General features: G+C 38.7%; 14 protein-coding genes and 4 pseudogenes. 6 read left to right on the top strand and 12 right to left on the bottom strand.

Annotation, left to right across the window (positions count from 1 at the left end; translation table 11 throughout):
* Positions 1 to 369: 369 nt before the first annotated feature.
* The 3 genes from FU659_RS31670 to FU659_RS38485 form a co-directional block, all read right to left on the bottom strand.
* Positions 370 to 834: a tyrosine-type recombinase/integrase gene (locus FU659_RS31670; protein WP_261808188.1), complete on the bottom strand. Its 465-nt coding sequence runs from the start codon at positions 832 to 834 to the stop codon at positions 370 to 372.
* Positions 835 to 940: 106 nt separating this feature from the next.
* A complete protein-coding gene (locus FU659_RS31675; RefSeq protein WP_147951216.1) occupies positions 941 to 1,528 on the bottom strand; it encodes a hypothetical protein in 588 nt (195 codons plus the stop codon).
* An 88-nt stretch (positions 1,529 to 1,616) separates the two neighbouring features.
* Positions 1,617 to 2,240 (bottom strand): C40 family peptidase, encoded by a 624-nt coding sequence (locus FU659_RS38485; protein WP_147951224.1) that lies wholly within the window; start codon positions 2,238 to 2,240, stop codon positions 1,617 to 1,619.
* On the opposite strand from FU659_RS38485, the pseudogene FU659_RS31685 reads away from it, so the two are divergent.
* Positions 2,203 to 2,561 (top strand): annotated as a pseudogene (locus FU659_RS31685) (transposase); the annotation flags it as partial. The gene FU659_RS38485 and the pseudogene FU659_RS31685 sit on opposite strands and share 38 nt — an antisense overlap.
* A 518-nt stretch (positions 2,562 to 3,079) precedes the next feature.
* On the opposite strand, the gene FU659_RS31690 reads toward FU659_RS31685, so the two are convergent.
* From FU659_RS31690 to FU659_RS31700, 3 genes are all read right to left on the bottom strand, one after another.
* Positions 3,080 to 3,640 carry a cupin domain-containing protein gene (locus FU659_RS31690; protein WP_147951217.1) on the bottom strand — a complete coding sequence of 187 codons (561 nt, stop codon included), beginning with the start codon at positions 3,638 to 3,640 and terminating at the stop codon, positions 3,080 to 3,082.
* A gap of 632 nt (positions 3,641 to 4,272) precedes the next feature.
* Positions 4,273 to 5,319 carry an exosporium glycoprotein BclB-related protein gene (locus FU659_RS31695; RefSeq protein WP_315971396.1) on the bottom strand — a complete coding sequence of 349 codons (1,047 nt, stop codon included), beginning with the start codon at positions 5,317 to 5,319 and terminating at the stop codon, positions 4,273 to 4,275.
* Positions 5,320 to 5,875: 556 nt separating this feature from the next.
* Positions 5,876 to 6,460 carry a leucine-rich repeat domain-containing protein gene (locus FU659_RS31700; protein WP_147951219.1) on the bottom strand — a complete coding sequence of 195 codons (585 nt, stop codon included), beginning with the start codon at positions 6,458 to 6,460 and terminating at the stop codon, positions 5,876 to 5,878.
* A 499-nt stretch (positions 6,461 to 6,959) separates the two neighbouring features.
* On the opposite strand from FU659_RS31700, the gene FU659_RS31705 reads away from it, so the two are divergent.
* From FU659_RS31705 to FU659_RS31715, 3 genes and pseudogenes are all read left to right on the top strand, one after another.
* A complete protein-coding gene (locus FU659_RS31705; protein WP_147951220.1) occupies positions 6,960 to 7,751 on the top strand; it encodes a site-specific integrase in 792 nt (263 codons plus the stop codon).
* A gap of 18 nt (positions 7,752 to 7,769) precedes the next feature.
* Positions 7,770 to 8,147 (top strand): annotated as a pseudogene (locus tag FU659_RS31710) (tyrosine-type recombinase/integrase); the annotation flags it as partial.
* Between the two features lie 141 nt (positions 8,148 to 8,288).
* Positions 8,289 to 9,779 (top strand): tyrosine-type recombinase/integrase, encoded by a 1,491-nt coding sequence (locus FU659_RS31715; protein ID WP_147951222.1) that lies wholly within the window; start codon positions 8,289 to 8,291, stop codon positions 9,777 to 9,779.
* Positions 9,780 to 10,390: 611 nt separating this feature from the next.
* Here FU659_RS31715 and FU659_RS36610 read toward each other — a convergent pair.
* The 5 genes and pseudogenes from FU659_RS36610 to FU659_RS39390 form a co-directional block, all read right to left on the bottom strand.
* Positions 10,391 to 10,645, bottom strand: a complete 255-nt coding sequence (locus tag FU659_RS36610; RefSeq protein WP_222708693.1) for a DUF2326 domain-containing protein — start codon at positions 10,643 to 10,645, stop codon at positions 10,391 to 10,393.
* 95 nt (positions 10,646 to 10,740) lie between these two features.
* A complete protein-coding gene (locus FU659_RS36615; protein ID WP_222708694.1) occupies positions 10,741 to 10,941 on the bottom strand; it encodes a hypothetical protein in 201 nt (66 codons plus the stop codon).
* A gap of 341 nt (positions 10,942 to 11,282) precedes the next feature.
* On the bottom strand, positions 11,283 to 12,362 hold the full coding sequence (locus tag FU659_RS31725) for a glycosyltransferase family 2 protein (RefSeq protein ID WP_222708695.1): 1,080 nt from the start codon (positions 12,360 to 12,362) through the stop codon (positions 11,283 to 11,285).
* Between the two features lie 89 nt (positions 12,363 to 12,451).
* Positions 12,452 to 12,976, bottom strand: coding sequence for a BclA C-terminal domain-containing protein (locus tag FU659_RS31730; protein ID WP_315971397.1), 525 nt, complete (start codon positions 12,974 to 12,976; stop codon positions 12,452 to 12,454).
* Positions 12,977 to 13,869: 893 nt separating this feature from the next.
* Positions 13,870 to 14,193 (bottom strand): annotated as a pseudogene (locus FU659_RS39390) (collagen-like protein); the annotation flags it as partial.
* A gap of 220 nt (positions 14,194 to 14,413) precedes the next feature.
* Here FU659_RS39390 and FU659_RS31740 point away from each other — a divergent pair.
* Both FU659_RS31740 and FU659_RS31745 read left to right on the top strand, forming a co-directional pair.
* Complete coding sequence (locus FU659_RS31740) at positions 14,414 to 15,451, top strand: YheC/YheD family endospore coat-associated protein (protein ID WP_147951223.1); 1,038 nt, start codon at positions 14,414 to 14,416, stop codon at positions 15,449 to 15,451.
* 340 nt (positions 15,452 to 15,791) lie between these two features.
* A pseudogene (locus FU659_RS31745) lies at positions 15,792 to 16,712 on the top strand (IS110 family RNA-guided transposase); the annotation flags it as partial.
* Between the two features lie 582 nt (positions 16,713 to 17,294).
* Here the strand turns inward: FU659_RS31745 and FU659_RS37885 are convergent.
* Positions 17,295 to 17,495, bottom strand: a complete 201-nt coding sequence (locus FU659_RS37885) for a transposase (protein ID WP_261808190.1) — start codon at positions 17,493 to 17,495, stop codon at positions 17,295 to 17,297.
* Between the last annotated feature and the right edge of the window lie 363 nt (positions 17,496 to 17,858).

Below are 17,858 nucleotides of genomic sequence, written 5' to 3' on the forward strand. Positions count from 1 at the left end.
ATATCAGACTGTTAACCACCGTCAACGTCTTTGCCTTCGTGCCAAGATTTCAAGGTAACAACCATTGTCTCCATTAATGGTTAAAAATGGATTTTTTTCCTGACAAAAATAAAAAAACAATTAATTATTAGAAGAGGTATTGACCGCCTCGTTCATATCAGTTTAACAAGTTACAGGTCAGTCTACTACTTGTCGGCAATCGGACAATGTTCTTGTCACGAATCGGGAATCGGATCAAGTTCTTGTCATCGCAAAATGACAAGAATTGATCCGATAACTAAAAAAGCCCGCGGTTTACGCGGACTTCATTCGGACAATGTTCTTGTCAACCAACATCTTCAAAAATGTCGTGTCTAACGACATAAATCTTTAGACATTAACGACACAAATATACGGACATTCCCTTTCAACGTCTTCAATGTTTATTTTCTGAACTTCTCCAACGCGGCAGCCTGTGCAGTACAGAAATTCCAACAGAGCATGCTCACGGTGAGCATCCTCCTCAATTAGGAATTTCGGAATACGTTTGTCCACCATCTTAGGCTCTCTCAACTTGAGAGAAGGATTCCGTGTCATATGACCCTCTTCAAATGCAAAGCGAAAAAGAGAGCGTACAAATCGAATTCGATGACCTAAGCTACTAGGTTTTAATAACTCTGATACCCTTGCAATGTAATCTTTTAGCAAGTTTAAAGATATTTCTTCAATCTCCAGATTACCCAGTTCACGAATCAACATGTTTAGTTGTAGAAAGTATGCTTTCATTGTAGGCGTGCTGAACCCCAGGATACGTTTGTCAGCTTCATACAGCATCCATAACTCCTTCAATGTCATAATAAAAACCCTCCCAAGTATAAGTTATCTCTAGCTTTGCTAGAATTGGGAGGGTTTAATCTTAATGCTTATTGTTGTGCTAGCGTTCTGCGTTAGGTTAATCTCCTTATGGACTTTTTACCGAAACAGGATACCATTTTAAATCCTCTGATCTAGTATAATTTGTTTTGGCGTAGCGATATTCATAGAGAATCTTCCCGTCTTCATTAAACGCCTTAGCGTTAAAATCATTCCATGGGAATGATTTATCCCAAGAAAATGTGATCGGAACATTTAACGCCGCTTTCTTTCTTAATCTGTTTCCTTCGGGTCCGATCTCTAAATAAGATATCTGCGGGTCATTCAACAAAACACTGATAACGGTCGTGGACCTGCCTTTGTCATCCGAGTATAAGACTCCGCCGATTGTTTCAATTGAGTCATCGTTATGAAAATAATACGTTGACGTTCTTGAAACCCATAAAAACCCAAATGATTTGAAACTTATTGCTGTAATCGGCTTTTCAAGTGAATCGAAGATTAATACTTTTCCCCATGGGTAGTCAACTTCATCTAATAAAACAGAATCTTTTGGTACAAATGAGTTCGCTCTGGCAGCACTTAATGCATCTAATTTGTACCCGACTAAATAAAAAAATAAAGTAATCAATAAAATTACACTTGCGGCAACTGCTAATCTTCTTTTCGTCATCATTTCCCTCCAGCTCGCAGATAGAAGCGTTTGTTGCTTTCTACGTCTCCGTTTTATTCATTTTACTCTCCAATTACTGATTTTGCTCAACCTACAAAACCTCTCGGGCTGTAATGTATCTGCTTAACCAATACGGGTCTCTCCATCTAGTTATCGTCACACCGGGGGGGGATTGATACGTATTCAGCATCTGCCCATTTCCAATATCGACCCCGCAATGACCAATCCGATTATCTGAATAGCGAGGTCTACGGAAAAAGAGTATATCGCCCGCCTCTACGTCCCTTTGATTGATCCTTTTCCCCACTATTGCTTGTTGCCCAGAGGTTCTTTGGTAGCAAGACTCCGTTTTTACCAAAATGTATTGTAAATAGGATGAACAATCAAATCTTCTTGAACGAGGATAAGGACCTGCCCCAAATCGATATCGGGTTCCTAATAGTGACCTGCCCAGTCTGATAATGGCCGGTGCCTTTTCTGTTTGTTTGATTTTTACGATTGATTTCCGTGGTTTCTCTAGAGATCTGGGAGAATTAGGCTGGGTTGTTGGAATCCTTATGCGTGTATTTGCTGGAAAGGGTTCTTTTAATTGAGGATTTGCAGCGAGTAGTTTCTTCAGAGTTGTATTTAATAGCTCCGTTAAAATTCGGAAAGTGTCTCCCCTAAAGGTGATGAAAAATATTGCTGGTGTTTTAGGGGAGTCCGGTGATCTCAGCGGTTATATCCACGGGAACACATTACTGCGTCATGCAGGCCTTAATCTGACCGAGGCAAGCTCTGGAAAATGGAAGGGCCAGATGACGCTCAGTAAACGGGGACGACCACGCCTGCGACACTTCCTCTACCTAATCACGATGTGCATGGTTATGACTAACAAAGAATTCAAGGCTTTGCATCAACGTAATGTTCAGGTAAAAAAGCTAAAAAAATGAAATCAATTTTGAAGTTATGCGGAAAGTTGGCTCGACTTTTAGTAGCTTTGGCACGAAGTGAGGAAGCTTACAAACCAGATAAAGTCTTTGCACTAGCAGCTTAAAAACTATGCATTACTAACGTAAGTTGGCGTATTCGCAGGATGACAAAGAAAGCACGGAGTATCGGGATACGTTACGCAAAAGGGCACTGACCCGTTCCGTTAGAAAGACCGACCTCCACCCCTTAGATAGATAACCGAGGGAGCGTAACGTACATATGTATAAAACTAACTATTTTATGATCATGACTGATCACAAGAGACCCACACCAATTTGATGTGAGTCTTAATGTTTATATTTTAAAAGGGGTCGAGTTCTATTATAGGCTCGATTCATTAACGCCAGATGAAGACCAGATTTCATTCTGATTACAAATGCCGCTGCTGCACGAAAGCTAGTGTTTTGTTCATATGTCTTTTAGTGATTGGCTCTGTTAATGTTTATTATTGATTTTTTTACCCAAAGAAAAACCGCCCCAAGATTATTGCGGCAAATTTAACTATCGTTTCCGGTAGCTAAGTGAATTCAATTATAAGAGTACCTTATTACCTTAATGGAGAATGTCTGCAAGTATATGGTTTTATTCAGCAGCCAATGCGTCTGCTTTCGTTTTATGAATCGTACCAAATGGATGCTCAGGCGGGGCATAAATAGAATAAAGTTTAAGTGGTGTATTGCCCGTATTTATTATATTGTGCCATTTACCAGCCGGTACCATGATTGCATATTCATCATAAACTCTTTTTTCAAAATTTAAATTATCTTTAGTATCACCCATTTGAACTATACCTTGCCCCTCTTCAATACGCAAAAATTGGTCAGTTGTGGGGTGAACTTCTAAACCGATGTCTTCTCCAACATTGATACTCATCACAGTAACTTGTAAGTTATTTCCTGTCCATATGGCAGTGCGAAAAGTACTGTTTAGCTTTGTAGCCTCGTTAATATTCACAACAAACGGTGTTCTTCCATAATCTTTTAACTGAATTTTTTCATTCATGTTTGATGATTGCCGATGACCAAATCGGTTTGCATTCTCTATTTCTTGTGGAATCGCCAAGTACACAGGCTGTCTTACATAGTTATACATTGGTGCGTTAACGTAGTATGGATATGGATACATATTCCCAACGTAATACATTGTGTTACTCATTCCCTTCGCAGAAGTATAAAATATGTTATTCACTATGGCTTGGGAATGGTACTTTTATTCTTTGATGTATTACTTTTACTTCAACGAATTCAAAAAGGAGCCGCCTCAAAGCAAGCTCCTCCACTATCGTTCTCCGTCAGCGCAATGAAGTCGATGTTTGTTCTTATCATTGTAATCCGATGATCCTCGTGTAGATAATTTACTTTTTGAAGTAATACGATTATAGACTGCATTTTCCTGCCCGTTAGCGGGGTGAAGGGCTACCTCGCGGCAACCCTTCAAATGTTTAACTATCAGTTTCCGTTAGACCATTACGGAACACAACTGGAAATAAGAGTGCTGTGGCTAAGCTTTTCAGTTTCTTCCACGGAACACTTTACAATAAAATGAAAGAATTGGAGACGAAGTAAGTCATTTCTTCAAACAAAAAGGGCTTACCAATTATATCCTACTATAGTATTGGTGAGTGAAGTGCCAATAACGAGACTTGATAAAACTAGTAATGAGCGTTCTGAGCCGTAACTGGTATCGATAAGCAGGTAGCTACTCCATTTGCTATATCTCCGATTGAAACAGCATCCATTTATGCACTTCTTAATATCCATAATTAAATTTAATCGTTAATCAATTGTATATCCTGCACTAGCATAACCCGTTACAGTATTAACAAGACTTAATCCTCCCGCTGCCGAAGCTGAATAAACCATTAATAATCGAGTTGTTGCTGTTACAGGAATGGAAACCGGTGAAGTAATACCATTACTGATATCACCAAGTGAAACTATTCCAGTTAATGTTGGCGCTAGTGTGACTGATGCACCTGGAATCGGACTAAAAATATTACTTGTTGCAGACGCACTATATAATTGTGCAGTAATTGTAATTACTGTTGCACCAACAGCTAATGAAATAGTATTGCTAAAAAATGCAGATATTGATGTAATCGTACCATTTCTAGGAACTGAAAATGCAAAATCTATAATCGGTCCCACAATAGTACCAGTTAAATCGATTATTCCACCTATCAGACTGATTCCTGTAGCAGAACTACCAAATCCAATAAGACTCGTAGTTCCAACTAATCCTCCTAAAACAGTTGTCATTACAATCGGACCACCCGATGCTAAAGGAATAATTGCACCTGCTCCAGTTGCTCCAGTTGCACCCGTGACTCCAGCAGCACCTGTAGCTCCAGTAGCACCCGTGACTCCAGTAGCACCTGTATCACCAGTAGCTCCAGTAGCACCCGTGACTCCAGCAGCACCTGTATCACCAGTAGCTCCAGTAGCTCCAGTAGCCCCAGTAGCTCCAGTAGCCCCAGTAGCCCCAGTAGCTCCATTAACCCCAGTCGCTCCAGTAGCTCCAGTAGCTCCAGTCGCTCCTGTCGGACCTGTTGGTCCAGTAGCTCCAGTCGGGCCACGTCCGCCACAATGCTCGAACTCAATCTTGATTTTGGCACCATTGTAGAGTTCTATCTCAATTTCTTCAACTTGACTCCAATTGAGTTTATCGAGAAAGTCCTCAAGCTTTTCCTCTCTCTCATCCTCATCTTGGCTGCATAACTTCAATTCAAATTCATTACCATTGAAATACTCAATTTCAATTTTCTTGATATTTTCAATTCCAACTTTGTCAATAGCCTTTTCTAATTTCTTTTCATTACTCAATCTTGCCACCTCCATAATAAAATACTAAATCCAACTACCTTAAGGTCATCGAAGAACATCAGGCTACCGTTTCAGAGTAGCTAGTTCCGAAACAGATCCAAGCAGTGACTTGATCTCAGAAATTTACCTAAAGATATTTCGTTCTTTAAGGTTTTTTTACATTTTATTGTCTTCGTACCGCAAATCTTTTAAAATTAGAAACTTGCAAGTCTCGTAATGTATTTTATGATTTCTACTCAACTATGCTTGGACGAATGAACAAGGGCATATGCTTTAAATAACATATAATGGTATTATTATTATTATTTTTCGATAAACAAGCTCTGTCCACCAAGGTGAACAGAGCTTGTTTTTATTCCTTATTATCGTATTTCCTGTTTGCATTTCTAAATATAGTGCCTGGCGGCGCCCAATACTGTAATATCTTACACTCATTATTAACGTAATTACTTGTTTGCTCAGAAGACAAGCGATCCATTAATATAGGCCGCTTTCTTCTAAATGTTTATTGAGCTATAGTTTTGCGTTAGCTTAATGCATTTGTCCGTTATTTAAGCTACTGTTCTGATTCAATCGTTTCCCATAACGAATCCTGAGACACATTAATGTATTTCAGTTGCTTCATACCATAGAGGAAATCAGGCTTCCGATTGATCATACACATTCCTAAGTCTAAGATTCGCAGGTGCTTCAGCTTCTCTAGCTCGAGCGGTAGCTCATGGATCGAGGTGTATTGAATCGTAAGCTGCTCCAGTTGTTCCAGCTCTCCAATCTCCGGCGGGATGCGGTTTAGGCTGATCTCTTCCTTCGGCTTGGCCCGATACCCGGGAGTCGGCCGATCCGAGCTCGCACAATGGATGCAAAGCTCTCTCAGGTTCTTCAGCCTGGCTATGGATGCGGGAATACTCTCCAAATCAGCCGTCAGGATTTTCAAGCGTTCAAGCTTGCTTAACTCGAACAGCCTTTCGGGTAGACGATAAAGATCCTGTTCAAAAATTTCTAGATCACGCATCTCCGTAAGGTCCCGGATTCTCTCAGGCAGCTCTGTCAGCCCATGTCCACTTATATACAGCCAGTCGGTTTTATGCTTAATGGCATCATCTAGCAGACGATCCAGGTCCCGGTGAGCCTTTAATTCCAAAAATTATCGGAAATAAAATGTAAATAAATAGGTGCTATTGGTAATAAATGAAAAAATAACCCTGATGAGTGCGTAATCCTTCTAAGGGTAACGATGTCCAATTGGACTCCTTCAAGAATAACTTCCGCCTCATAGGGCATTCAACTTGCGTAAATGGTTTTTGGCACTGAGTGTACCTCACCGTGAAACTTCTAGTATTATTATACTAACTTTTGCTAGTTTCACAAGGGATTTCAAGCAAATACTAATAGGTTTATTAGTATATTAATAGACTTACTTGCAAACACTAAAATTGAGGTGATAAAAATGGAGCACGCCCTAAGAATACCAATGATAAATGAGGAGTTGAGTTTTGCACAATTTCTTCACACATTGGGTTCAAAAAAAATAAATTCTGAACTGAAGGAAATAAGTTTTTTCAAGCAAACTATGTTTGATTATTTGATTAATAAACAATTTGATGTAGATAAGAACGTATCTCTGGTTTTCAAAGTTTACATTGATCAAAAAAATGCCTCTCTCTCTCTCTCTAAAGAAAATCACAAAACGTAAGCACAGTGATACTCTCAATACACTTAAAAAGTACTATCAATATTTAACTCTTCAAGGACTTGTTAATGTGGAGTGGAGTCTAATATGCCCTTCATCAAAAAGAACAGTTAAAAGACAAGAAATAGAAATACTTATTAAGACTTCTAAAGTGCGATGTAGCAAAAATAAGAAAGATAATAATATTTTCTATCTAAACGGCCGACGTAAAAAAGATTATGTTAAGAATCAAATTTTCAGAAATTACATTGAACAAATGAAAAAAAGTAACTTGCCTTGTATTGAAGGACATTACAGTACTATCGGATACTTCCTAAGGTTTCTTAAACAACAAGGCATTTCCCAACTTGAATTGTTGCAATACGATAGTATTAAGAAGTACGAAGAGCATTTAGCAACGCGGTACAACCTTAAAGAAATTAATAAGACAACAGCATACGATAAGTTGTTAAAATTGAAATCTTTTATAAAGTACCTTTATATGAATAATATTGTGTCTTTTAAGTATGATATCCCCCATAAATTCAAAGGGAATAAAATAACTCGTGACAATGAATATGTTACAAACGAAGATCGACTAGCCCTTATAGAAACAATAATCCACATGAATAGTAGGCATTTACAAAGAGATCTTGCTACCACCCTTATTTTTGTGGAAATTGGATGCCGACCTATTGAGGTCTGTAATATTAGAATCTCAGATGTCAACATTACCGAATCAACTTTAACATTATTTTGCTAGAAGTCCGGTCAACGAGTACTTAAAATCGATAAATTTGTGATGAACCAAGTCGTGAAATACCTGGAGTACCGCAAGAATCTTCCAGCTATGACCGACCATCTATTTCTCCTCGAAACGGGCGAGCCAATGAACACCAAGGCAATCGGAGCTCAAATAAACATGTACAACAAGAAAGCATTTGGTGAAGCACGCTTTTCAGCAAAATCGTTACGACATACGTTTATCACGAACGCACTTAATGATCGTAATGATATCCACCAAGTCGACCAAACAGCCGGCCACAAACATTTAGTATCAACTCTACACTATTTTTATAGAAGTATCGAAACTCTGCTTGAAAACACATTGCCATATAATCCAGTTGAAGGGATTGTACAAATAAATGAATCTCAATAGAACATCTAAATTTAATTATCAAGAAATGGGTGAAGAACTAAACGTGCCGTATGAATCATTTATTGCTTTCATAGAGTCAGGAGGCCTGCTTGGCACCAAGTCAAAAAATGAAATATTAGTTTTAAAGGCGATCAATAAATTATGGATCATATAAAGAAACTTCGTGAACTGGAGCAAATCGCTGAATCCACACTGATAACCTATTCCAACTTTTTAAAACGGCTGATGAGATACTTATTGGAGTACAATAAAGAACTTACGATCGGTCAATTCAACCAAGCGATATTTTTAGATTTCCTACTAACAGACAAATCTGAAAAAATCGAAATATTAGCAACTCGAACCATAAATACCTACACGGCTATTGTTCGAGAGTTGTTGGATTTTTGTTATTATTCTGACTTGACGGATAAGCAATATGAAAAGAGATTCGCGTTTAAACCAGTTGATCTCAAACCGCGGTATTTCAGCGAGGAAGAAGTAGTGGCTTTCTTAAAATCAGCATTACAAACCACACACGGTTACAGATACCATGCGCTCTTTAGCTTTTTGCTTGGTTCTGGATGCAGAGTAAGCGAAGTTTCAAAACTTCGGGTTTGTGACTTTGATATCGAGAATAATGTTATTCGAATTTATAAAGGCAAAGGAAATAAAGATCGAAATATTCCTATTTACCCTCAGGTGAAGAAAATTGTTCTAGACTATCTTTTCCTTACTGGAGTAAATGAGTGGAGCCGAGATCTTAAAGGATTCTTATTTAGCAGAGATTACGGAACAACAAGAGAAAAACCCATCTCAGTTCGTAGCATTGGCCGAATGGTATTGGAGATCTGTAAAAAGTTAAAACTCTCGGAACACTTCACAGCTCATTCTTTCCGCCATACGTTCGCAGTTCGTTGTTTATTAGCCAAAATGAGAACCGAGTATTTGAGTCAGATTCTCGGGCATAAATCTCCAGAAACTACGTATATTTATATCCAATTGTTTCCACGTGAACTTCAAGAGCATGTATCTGAGAAGTATCCCTTCGCTTTTGAACAACTATTATTTACAAGTACTGTATCTGCAAGTAGAAAAGAAATACACCAAATTAATTTATTAGATTTCACACAATTCTTATGTAGAATCAAAGAAGTCACATTTGAAGAAGTACATCTTGAAAAGATTTTCACATTAACCAGCCCTATAACTGGTAATGTAATCAAACATGACCCTATAAATTATGAAGTACTCGATCACTATTTTAAAAATAAACAAGGATTTTCTTATAACCAGTATTTACTATTGAAGAACTCAATCGGTGCTTTCTTTAAGTTCCTTGAGAAGGAATACCACTTTGCAAGTCCTGTAAGACTAATGGAGTTCAATTTCGATGAACTCAAGCCGGTTAAACGTCCGGTTAAAATCTTATCACGACATGACATTTTGAGATTCCTACATACTTTAGTTAGTGAATCTCAAGAATACCATCGAGATCTTACAATGTTCTGTCTAATTTTTTCCACTGGTTGCAGAATCTCTGAGATTTTAAGTCTCCGTAAGGACCAGATTAACTTCACATATGGATTAATTAGTGTCATATTCGAAAACATAGTGTATTACAATAATGCGCATCAAACATGGGGCTATTAGAAGATACACCAATTTGGACGGACTATCCTCGCTATATTGCGGTTATTGCTGAATTCTAGAAGGATATGATCATTGAGGGTTAATCATGATGCTAAGGCTTTTGCTAAGCTTAAAGAAGGGTTTATGGAGGGCAGACGTAAACTTTATACTATACAGAATCCTAAAGATACTATTGAGAAGTTGCATTGTGGTGCTTCATTTAACCAAGTTGTTGCAGCAAGCACTTGCATTATGCTACTAGATACTTCTATCGCGGCTGTAATCTGTGTTTATAATTAATTGACCAATTTGTTTCAGCAATAGAGAAAGTAGTATATAACCATTTCTATCAATGATCCGCAGGATATTATCGCGGACTAGTTTGTTATACACTTTCATTCAATTCTCTCCTTTCTACATTATGTCAAAGCTATCGTGAGTATATTGACTCTTATTTCTACATAAAAAAAGCCGCGCATTATATGCAGCAGCTATTACTAAATTTGGATAAGACTTTCTCTTTTATGTACAAATCCAATATTCAGTCTTGTCTACACTCTTTTCTCTTCTTTACTTCCTTTAAAAAGGATGTTTACGTTAATACTCTAACTTAGAAAAAAGGAGAACATACTTTAGTTCTGTTCAATCTTAAACAATTTACTTTCTTGAGATAGCTCAACTATTACGTGTACTTTTTCAAGAAGGCTTTCAGGTAGTTTATCTTTTAAAATTGAGACCACTACTTGTATATTCTTGTCTTTAACAAAGTCCGCGACATTAATTAACTGGTTGTCGTGCATCAGTTCCTTTTTATCATTTAGTAAAAAGTGCAAACAAGGTATTCCTTCTTCATCTGCGAAAAGTATATATGCTAGATCAAAGCACAATATCTCACCTTGTTTTTTTCCCTAATTCATATTAGCATTGAACGCGCTAAATTTATAGAATTGTTGCTTATTTTTGTTAATGATTTTATCATATTTTAAAGCATATTTTCGCCATAGAGTTCGAATGAAATAGCTAAAAAGTGTTTATTAAACTTTTTTAGCTGAATTTTGAGCACACTTTCAAAATCTTTTTCAAGTACAGGTACGCCATTTATTTTACGAATGTTTTGCTTTCGAGATAGAAAGTTTCTTTCGATTACAACTTCATTTGAAGTTTCATCATTTAAATCTTCCACTAAAAAGAGTTGGATGTATATTATCCGGCAACAACATAGCTATATCCCTCCGGATTCTTAAATATTTTACATCTAATAAATGCATCTACAACTAAAATACATACGCACATCGCGGAACAACAAAAAAGCTTAAGCCATCTAACGGCTCAAGCTTGCCACACGACATTAATTTTTTACGTCCTTTCGCCATTCCGCGATTAGGTCATCGCACATCGACCTCAAACTGTGACTTTCCCAGACGATTTCCCATCGTAATTTGCATTTGAATACATGCTTTCTGCATTTCAAATTTTTTCTTGTGCTCGGCACTATTATATGGAAATTTACATATACGACAGTTTTCATTCCTTGTTCAATAACGCTTCTAAAAGGTGCTGATTGTGCAAAACTTTTTCATCGTTAGGGATAAATTGTCGGGCGATTTCGTTATGTTTATAGGCAAGTTCATATTCGTCCAATTGATAATAGCAAACACAAAGTTGGAGATGGGGCAGCCAAGTCCAGCAAGCATGATCGAAGAAACCCCAGTTATCTTTCGGTCTCTTAAGCTCAGAAGCGAGTCTATACCAAAAAACAGCCTTTTCCCACTCGTTTTGTTGCATAAATCCATACCCCATCCTGCAGCAAAAATCCGCTCGCGGGGTATCGTATTCAAACGATTTGAGTGTATAATACTTTTCCCGTTCTTTATTACCTAGATGATGGGAACAATCTGCTAGTTTGCCGCATGCAGCTATTTTATCTTCGATCCATCCTTGATTGGTAGCCAAGAATTTTTCATAGTAGTCTACCGCCTGCTCATAAAATCCATGGTCGAACCATTCATTTGCGAAGTAATATAAATCACGTGAAGAAAATTTTTCTCCTTTTTCTAAGCGCTGTTTATATATTGTAAGATTCCTATCAGAGTCATGGTACTTTAACGGTTTATGAAACACGACGATATCGCTGTTAAGGATATTGCCTGCTACCTCGAGATACTCATGCACAAAACCGCGCCACTGGAAATTATTTATTCTTTTTACCAGTCTGTTTCGCCTGTTGCTGGAGGTCATGTTGCCGTGTTCGTCTTGTGCGAGGCAATACACCATGGTAACGGAATCAACAGCCGGATCGAGTATCCCCTTTAATGCCATCAATTTTTCGGAATCTTCTAAAAGAAGGACATCATCTGAATCCAGCCAAAAAATATAGTCCATTGTCGCACAACTGAACGCAAAATTTCTAGCAGCCGCGAAGTCATTGATCCACTCAAAGTCAAAGATTTTTTTGGTGTACTCCAGGCAAACTTCTTTTGTACGATCAGTTGAGCCTGTGTCGACAATGATGATTTCATCTACAACCTCATGAACCGACTTTAAACACCTTCCAATAACATCTTCCTCATTCCTTACAATCATGCAAAGGCTTATTGTAATCAATTGGTTCACTCCCGTAAAAGAGCTGCGTATTCTTTCCATTATTTATATGCGTGAGCCAACTTAAGAGTGAATTTTAAAGTAAAATCTCCCTATACGGGAGATTTAAGTGTCGCTAATTTAATTTTTTGATAACAATAGAAGCGTTTAACGTTTGTTTGTGTACCTCCGGCTAGTGTCTGAAAGGTAACCGCGGCAGCGGAAGTATGATTAACCAAAGTAAGAGTACTGCCGGCTGGAATGGTTAATATCGCCTGCCCATTGTTTTGCTGAGTGCCGGCGCCTGAACCGTATACCGTATTAGTAACCGGTGCGCCGTTTAAGAATATAGTAAACTGGTTAGGTTCTACACCAGAAACAGAGAAAGTAACCTCATAATCGCCTGCAACGGTAATACCAATATTAGGGGTTCCGGGAGTATGAGTGATTCCAGCTGTAGTTACACCAGTAGAATCAAACAGGACAGGAGCCTCTACTGCTACAGTTTGAGCGCTAAAATTATAAATGTATCCGTATTGGGATAGCCCGGCCCCTGTTGCACCCGTAGCGCCTGTGGCTCCAGTTGCTCCAGTTGCACCTGTGGCTCCTGCAGCACCCGTTGCACTGTCGGATGACAAGAATGTGTTCCGATTAACAAAAAAAGCCCCGCACCTCTAATACGCGATATTCTATGTATACAAACATAAACACTCTGTAGTAACTCATTATATTCAAGTTTCCTGCCAAATTATCCTAGCGTTACTTCAATCGATAAAGAGGATCTGCCGCGAACCAGATCCTCAACTATCGTTCTTCGTTTGTTTAGCAAATGTTGGTGAAAAGTGTATTGTAAAATCAAATAATATTTGAGGGAGGAGGAGTAAATACAGAAAAGGATCTGCCACGACAGATCCTTCTCACATGCTCACAAAATAAAAGGTTTCTTTAGATGTTGATGATTTAAGGGGCCTTTTTTTTGGCTAGGTTATTTTTAAGAAGGAGTATAAGATAGACTAGCGCTAAATGAGAGTTGAGTGATATCGGCTGCTGAGGGATCTGTCGACGCAAGCGTCCTTACACGAATGCCAATACGATCGCCCGCAGCAACTACTAATAATCCCCCCACATTTATATTCGTTGCAGTACGGAAAGTGCCCGCAGTAATTATATTATTTGGAAATCCGAATCTAACCGAACTAGTCAGCGGAGTTGTCAGGTAAGATGAAGAAAGATGATCAATGCCATTATTAGGAACGGAAGGTGCTAGAAATACAGTAAAATCATATTGAAGACCGAGAGTATTAATTGAAACCACTGAAGCAACCAGTAAGTCTGCGCTTATTTGTAAATTTTGAACAGTTCCCGCAAAGGGAATTGGGAAAGCAAAACCACCTGCTTCGGGTGGCATCGTTGATTCACCAGAACCATCGATAACTTCAACCGTATGATTACCAAATCCCATTAAAATTGGAGCAGCAGATACGACCGTAGCACCACTAAGAATGATGCCCGTTGAAAATGGAATTAATCCTCCCGCTGTTCCTGTTGCCCCTGTTGCCCCTGTTGCTCCCGTAGCTCCCGTTGCCCCTGTTGTTCCCGTGGCTCCCGCTGTTCCTGTTGCCCCCGTGGCTCCTGTTGTTCCCGTGGCTCCTGTGGCTCCTGTTGTTCCCGCTGCTCCCGCTGTTCCTGTTGCTCCCGTTGCTCCCGTTGCCCCTGTTGCTCCCGCTGTTCCTGTTGCCCCTGTTGCTCCTGTTGCCCCTGTTGCCCCTGTTGCTCCTTTGAGTCCTCGCGGTCCTTCGGGTCCTGTTGCTCCTTGAGGCCCTCGTGGTCCTTCAGGACCCGGAGGGCCTGGAGGGCAATTACATTTTCCCATACTAATCTCATCTCCCTGTAAGCAGTGTATTTCATCATATTACAAGCCAAAAAAGATAGACACAGTATATGCCTACCAAAATAAAATAGTGGAAATAAAACCCAAATTATCACAATTCAGATATACTATGTGATTGTCCCATACCAAGTTAACTGCGTTAGCATTATATAATTTTAGGATAGATGACTAGGGAGTGATAAGAATGGACGAGCGCCCATTAATAGGTATTATGGTCAGTAATAGGCGTAGTAGAAAAAGAATTTTGGACCTTTGTCAACGTTATCAGCATCTAAACTTGAAACTTTACGCCTTCACGCCAACAGATATACAGTGGAATAAACAACGTATTATTGGACTTAGCTTGAAAAAAGGTAAATGGACACAAAGTTCGTTCCCTTTTCCTCATGCCGTCTACAACCGTTGTTATAACAAAAAACTAATTACTATTCAACGCCTTGAAGAAGCAATAGGCAGGAATAAGTGTTTCAACACTATCAATTTTTTTAACAAATGGGATCTCTATAATCTATTAGTACATTCAATTCTAAAACCATATGTACCAGACACATTTCTATATAATGAAGTGAACATATCCGAACTATTAGAATCCTATAAACTTGTCTATATGAAGCCGATTTATGGAAATAAAGGAGCGTCTGTATATCGGGTTGAATTAATGGATAATGAAGATATACACATTTCATTGCACAGCTTAGCTCCAAGATATATTTGTAGAAAAAATGAAAGCATTCAGGAAAAATTGGATGAACTTCTCGGACCAAAGACATACATGGTCCAGCAAGGGATTCTAATGAGTCAACTTGATCATCAGTATTTTGATATCCGGGTCCTTGTTCAAAAGGGGATTATGGGCGAATGGACGATTTCCACAATAGCATGTAGAGTGGCTCACAAACAATATTTTAACACAAGTATGTGTGAACATATTTATGATGTTGTAGAGGTTCTCCCTCGATTATTTCCGCAGAAAAAAGTGAATGACATTCTTCAATCACTTCGCGATGTAAGTGTAAAAGCCGCACAAGAAGCAGAAATTCATATGGGTTCATTGGGAGAATTGAGTGTGGATTTTGCCATTGACAAAGATAGTAAGCTACGGATTATTGAACTGAACGGAAAACCTCAAAAAAGTATATATAATGACATAAAGAGTTTTAAAAGCAAAAAACTAATTTATAGTAGACCGTTGGAATATGCTTATTACCTCTCTCAGTCATGATAAGTAAATATTTTTTCCCATCTCACTCTTCAATAAATATAATTGAGTTCAGTAAATCATTATTATCCAAAATTGAAGTGAAGATAACTGCCCGTTCGTATTATGAGATCAACCAGAACTTACTGGTTGATCCTTTTTGCATTTGCTTTGAGGATTAAAGTAGCCGGGTCGAACGTACCTGGCCGTGGGACTTGATCCCGAGCGCTCTAATGTTCACCCCTACTTGTCATTACCATGATTGAGGCTGGTTGGGACAAAGATCCCGTATCATATGCGATGCTATGGAGCGACAAGAAGACTCTTAGGGGCTGCCGGTAAATTTATTCCAAGGAGAGATCGGATGAATCCAGTTATCGGTCTAGACATTTCTAAAGAAGAAAGCTATGGACTGGCTTTTTTAGATCGTGGAAAGCCATTCAAGGGGACGTTTCATTTCGAACATACGCGAGAAGGACTCTTGAGGTTGCTTCAAGTTATTCAGGAAGTCGAGCATGCGTCTGGACAGCGTCCCACGCTTATTCTCGAAGCAACTGGGCATTACCAAAGCCCCGTCGTTCAGTTCCTGGAGGAGCATCACTATTTATTCATTGTTATCAATCCGCTCATTTCAAATCGGTTTAGAAAATCTAATCTTCGTAAAATGAAAACGGATGCTGCTGATGCTTATCTTTTGGCAGAGCTTCACTATAAGGAAGAGTTCGAACCTTTCCAAAAAAGGGGTGTGCAGTTGCTTAATCTGCGCTATCTGACGCGGCAATATGAGTCACTCTCTAAGATGTGTGTGCAGACAAAGCTGCAATTCCAAGTTATTCTGGATCAGGTTTTCCCTGCATACAAAGGCGTTTTCGGAGCTATGTATTCTAGTGTTTCACTTCAATTTTTAAATGAGTTTCCAACGTCATATTTGGTTTTACAAACCGATGAAGAAACGCTTAAATCGAAGATCAATGTTCTACTTTCTTCAAAACGAGGGCGCTCAGAGAATTGGATTAACGAAAGGGTCCAACGGCTGCGGGTCGCAGCCAATAAAAACCCCTTTCAGCAAACCATGTACGCAAGCCACTTGATTAATCTAAGGATCCTGATCACCCTTATTCTTCAGTACCAGGAGCATCTTGCTGAGTTGGAACAGAACATAGTTGCCCTCGCTAATGAAATTGAAGAATATGATTTAATCCAGTCGATTCCCGGTATTGGCCATAAAATGGCTGCAACAATTTTATCGGAGATTGGAGAATTCGACCGATTACCATTTCGAAAACTAGAGGGGTTGTGCAAACCCGAGACAGAACTGTTTAGAATGATTATTCATGTAGGATGACAAGAACATTATCTCATTCTCGACGGGTTGTAGGAGAAGTGGGTTAACGATTAAACTAACGGGAGTTTAATGCAATTATCGATTAGAACTTTAAAGCTTCAGTATCTTATTATCATTAAAAGAGTTCTCGTATTGTATGCAATATCTGTCATTCAGTCGTTAATGCCAATAATACCGATTGTTGCTGTGGAGTCAACTAGGCGCTGCACATTTTAAAAAATGAATGAACTGCGTCTTCTTTAGTGCTGTTCTTTTTCTTCGACTGCCAGATATTTAATTTTCATGGTAGTTGAGTACGCTGCAATTGAAGCAACGCTCGGTTAAATTTTAGATATGACTATTGGAATTACTATTCCAGCAATTGAGATGAGGTACTCCCTTCATAGAATTCGAAGCCACTGTTGCTATAGAATATATAAGGTATATGCCAATTAAGATGGATATCAAAAATAATGCGAAAAATGCGCAATCACCATAGTACTAATCCATGTCCCCAAACATCTTAATTTGCATATTATAACATTATATAAAAATATGTTTGTTGATAAACATATAATTCGAGAAACCAAAAAGATTTTGTGTCAGAAAGATAACCTGAATTGTCTCAATCCATTCAGTGGAAATTGGTATATTTAAACGTTGCTTAATCCAGCCAAAGTAAACCTCAATTTGCCAACGATTTTTGTACATTTGTGCAATTTGTTCGGGCATGACTTGCGTCAAGTCTGTAAAGCGTTGTCCCCGTAATCTGCAAGAGTATCAATAAATTTTGACTTCTTGTGATGTCGGGATGGACAAAATCGCTGTAGACTTTTTTATAGAGTTGCCACCAGTTGTTTATAAGGGTACAAAGGTCTGCAACTCTTTCTACCTTTAGGGATATTTTATTGGCGTGCTATACAAATAAACTTGAAGGTTGTGATTAAGGTGTCTCAGAGAGTACATGTGAGTGACTCCCATTTTTCTTGTTGCCACGTATGTAGATGCGTAAGCGTCAAACCCTAGCCACCTTCATTGCCAATTAAGTACGTGAGAAGATGAAAGCAACCAAAATTACAGGAGGTTGCCTCATGACGAATAAAGAAC

Source organism: Paenibacillus sp. N3.4 (assembly GCF_008017805.1).
Taxonomy (GTDB): Bacteria; Bacillota; Bacilli; order Paenibacillales; family NBRC-103111; genus Paenibacillus_E.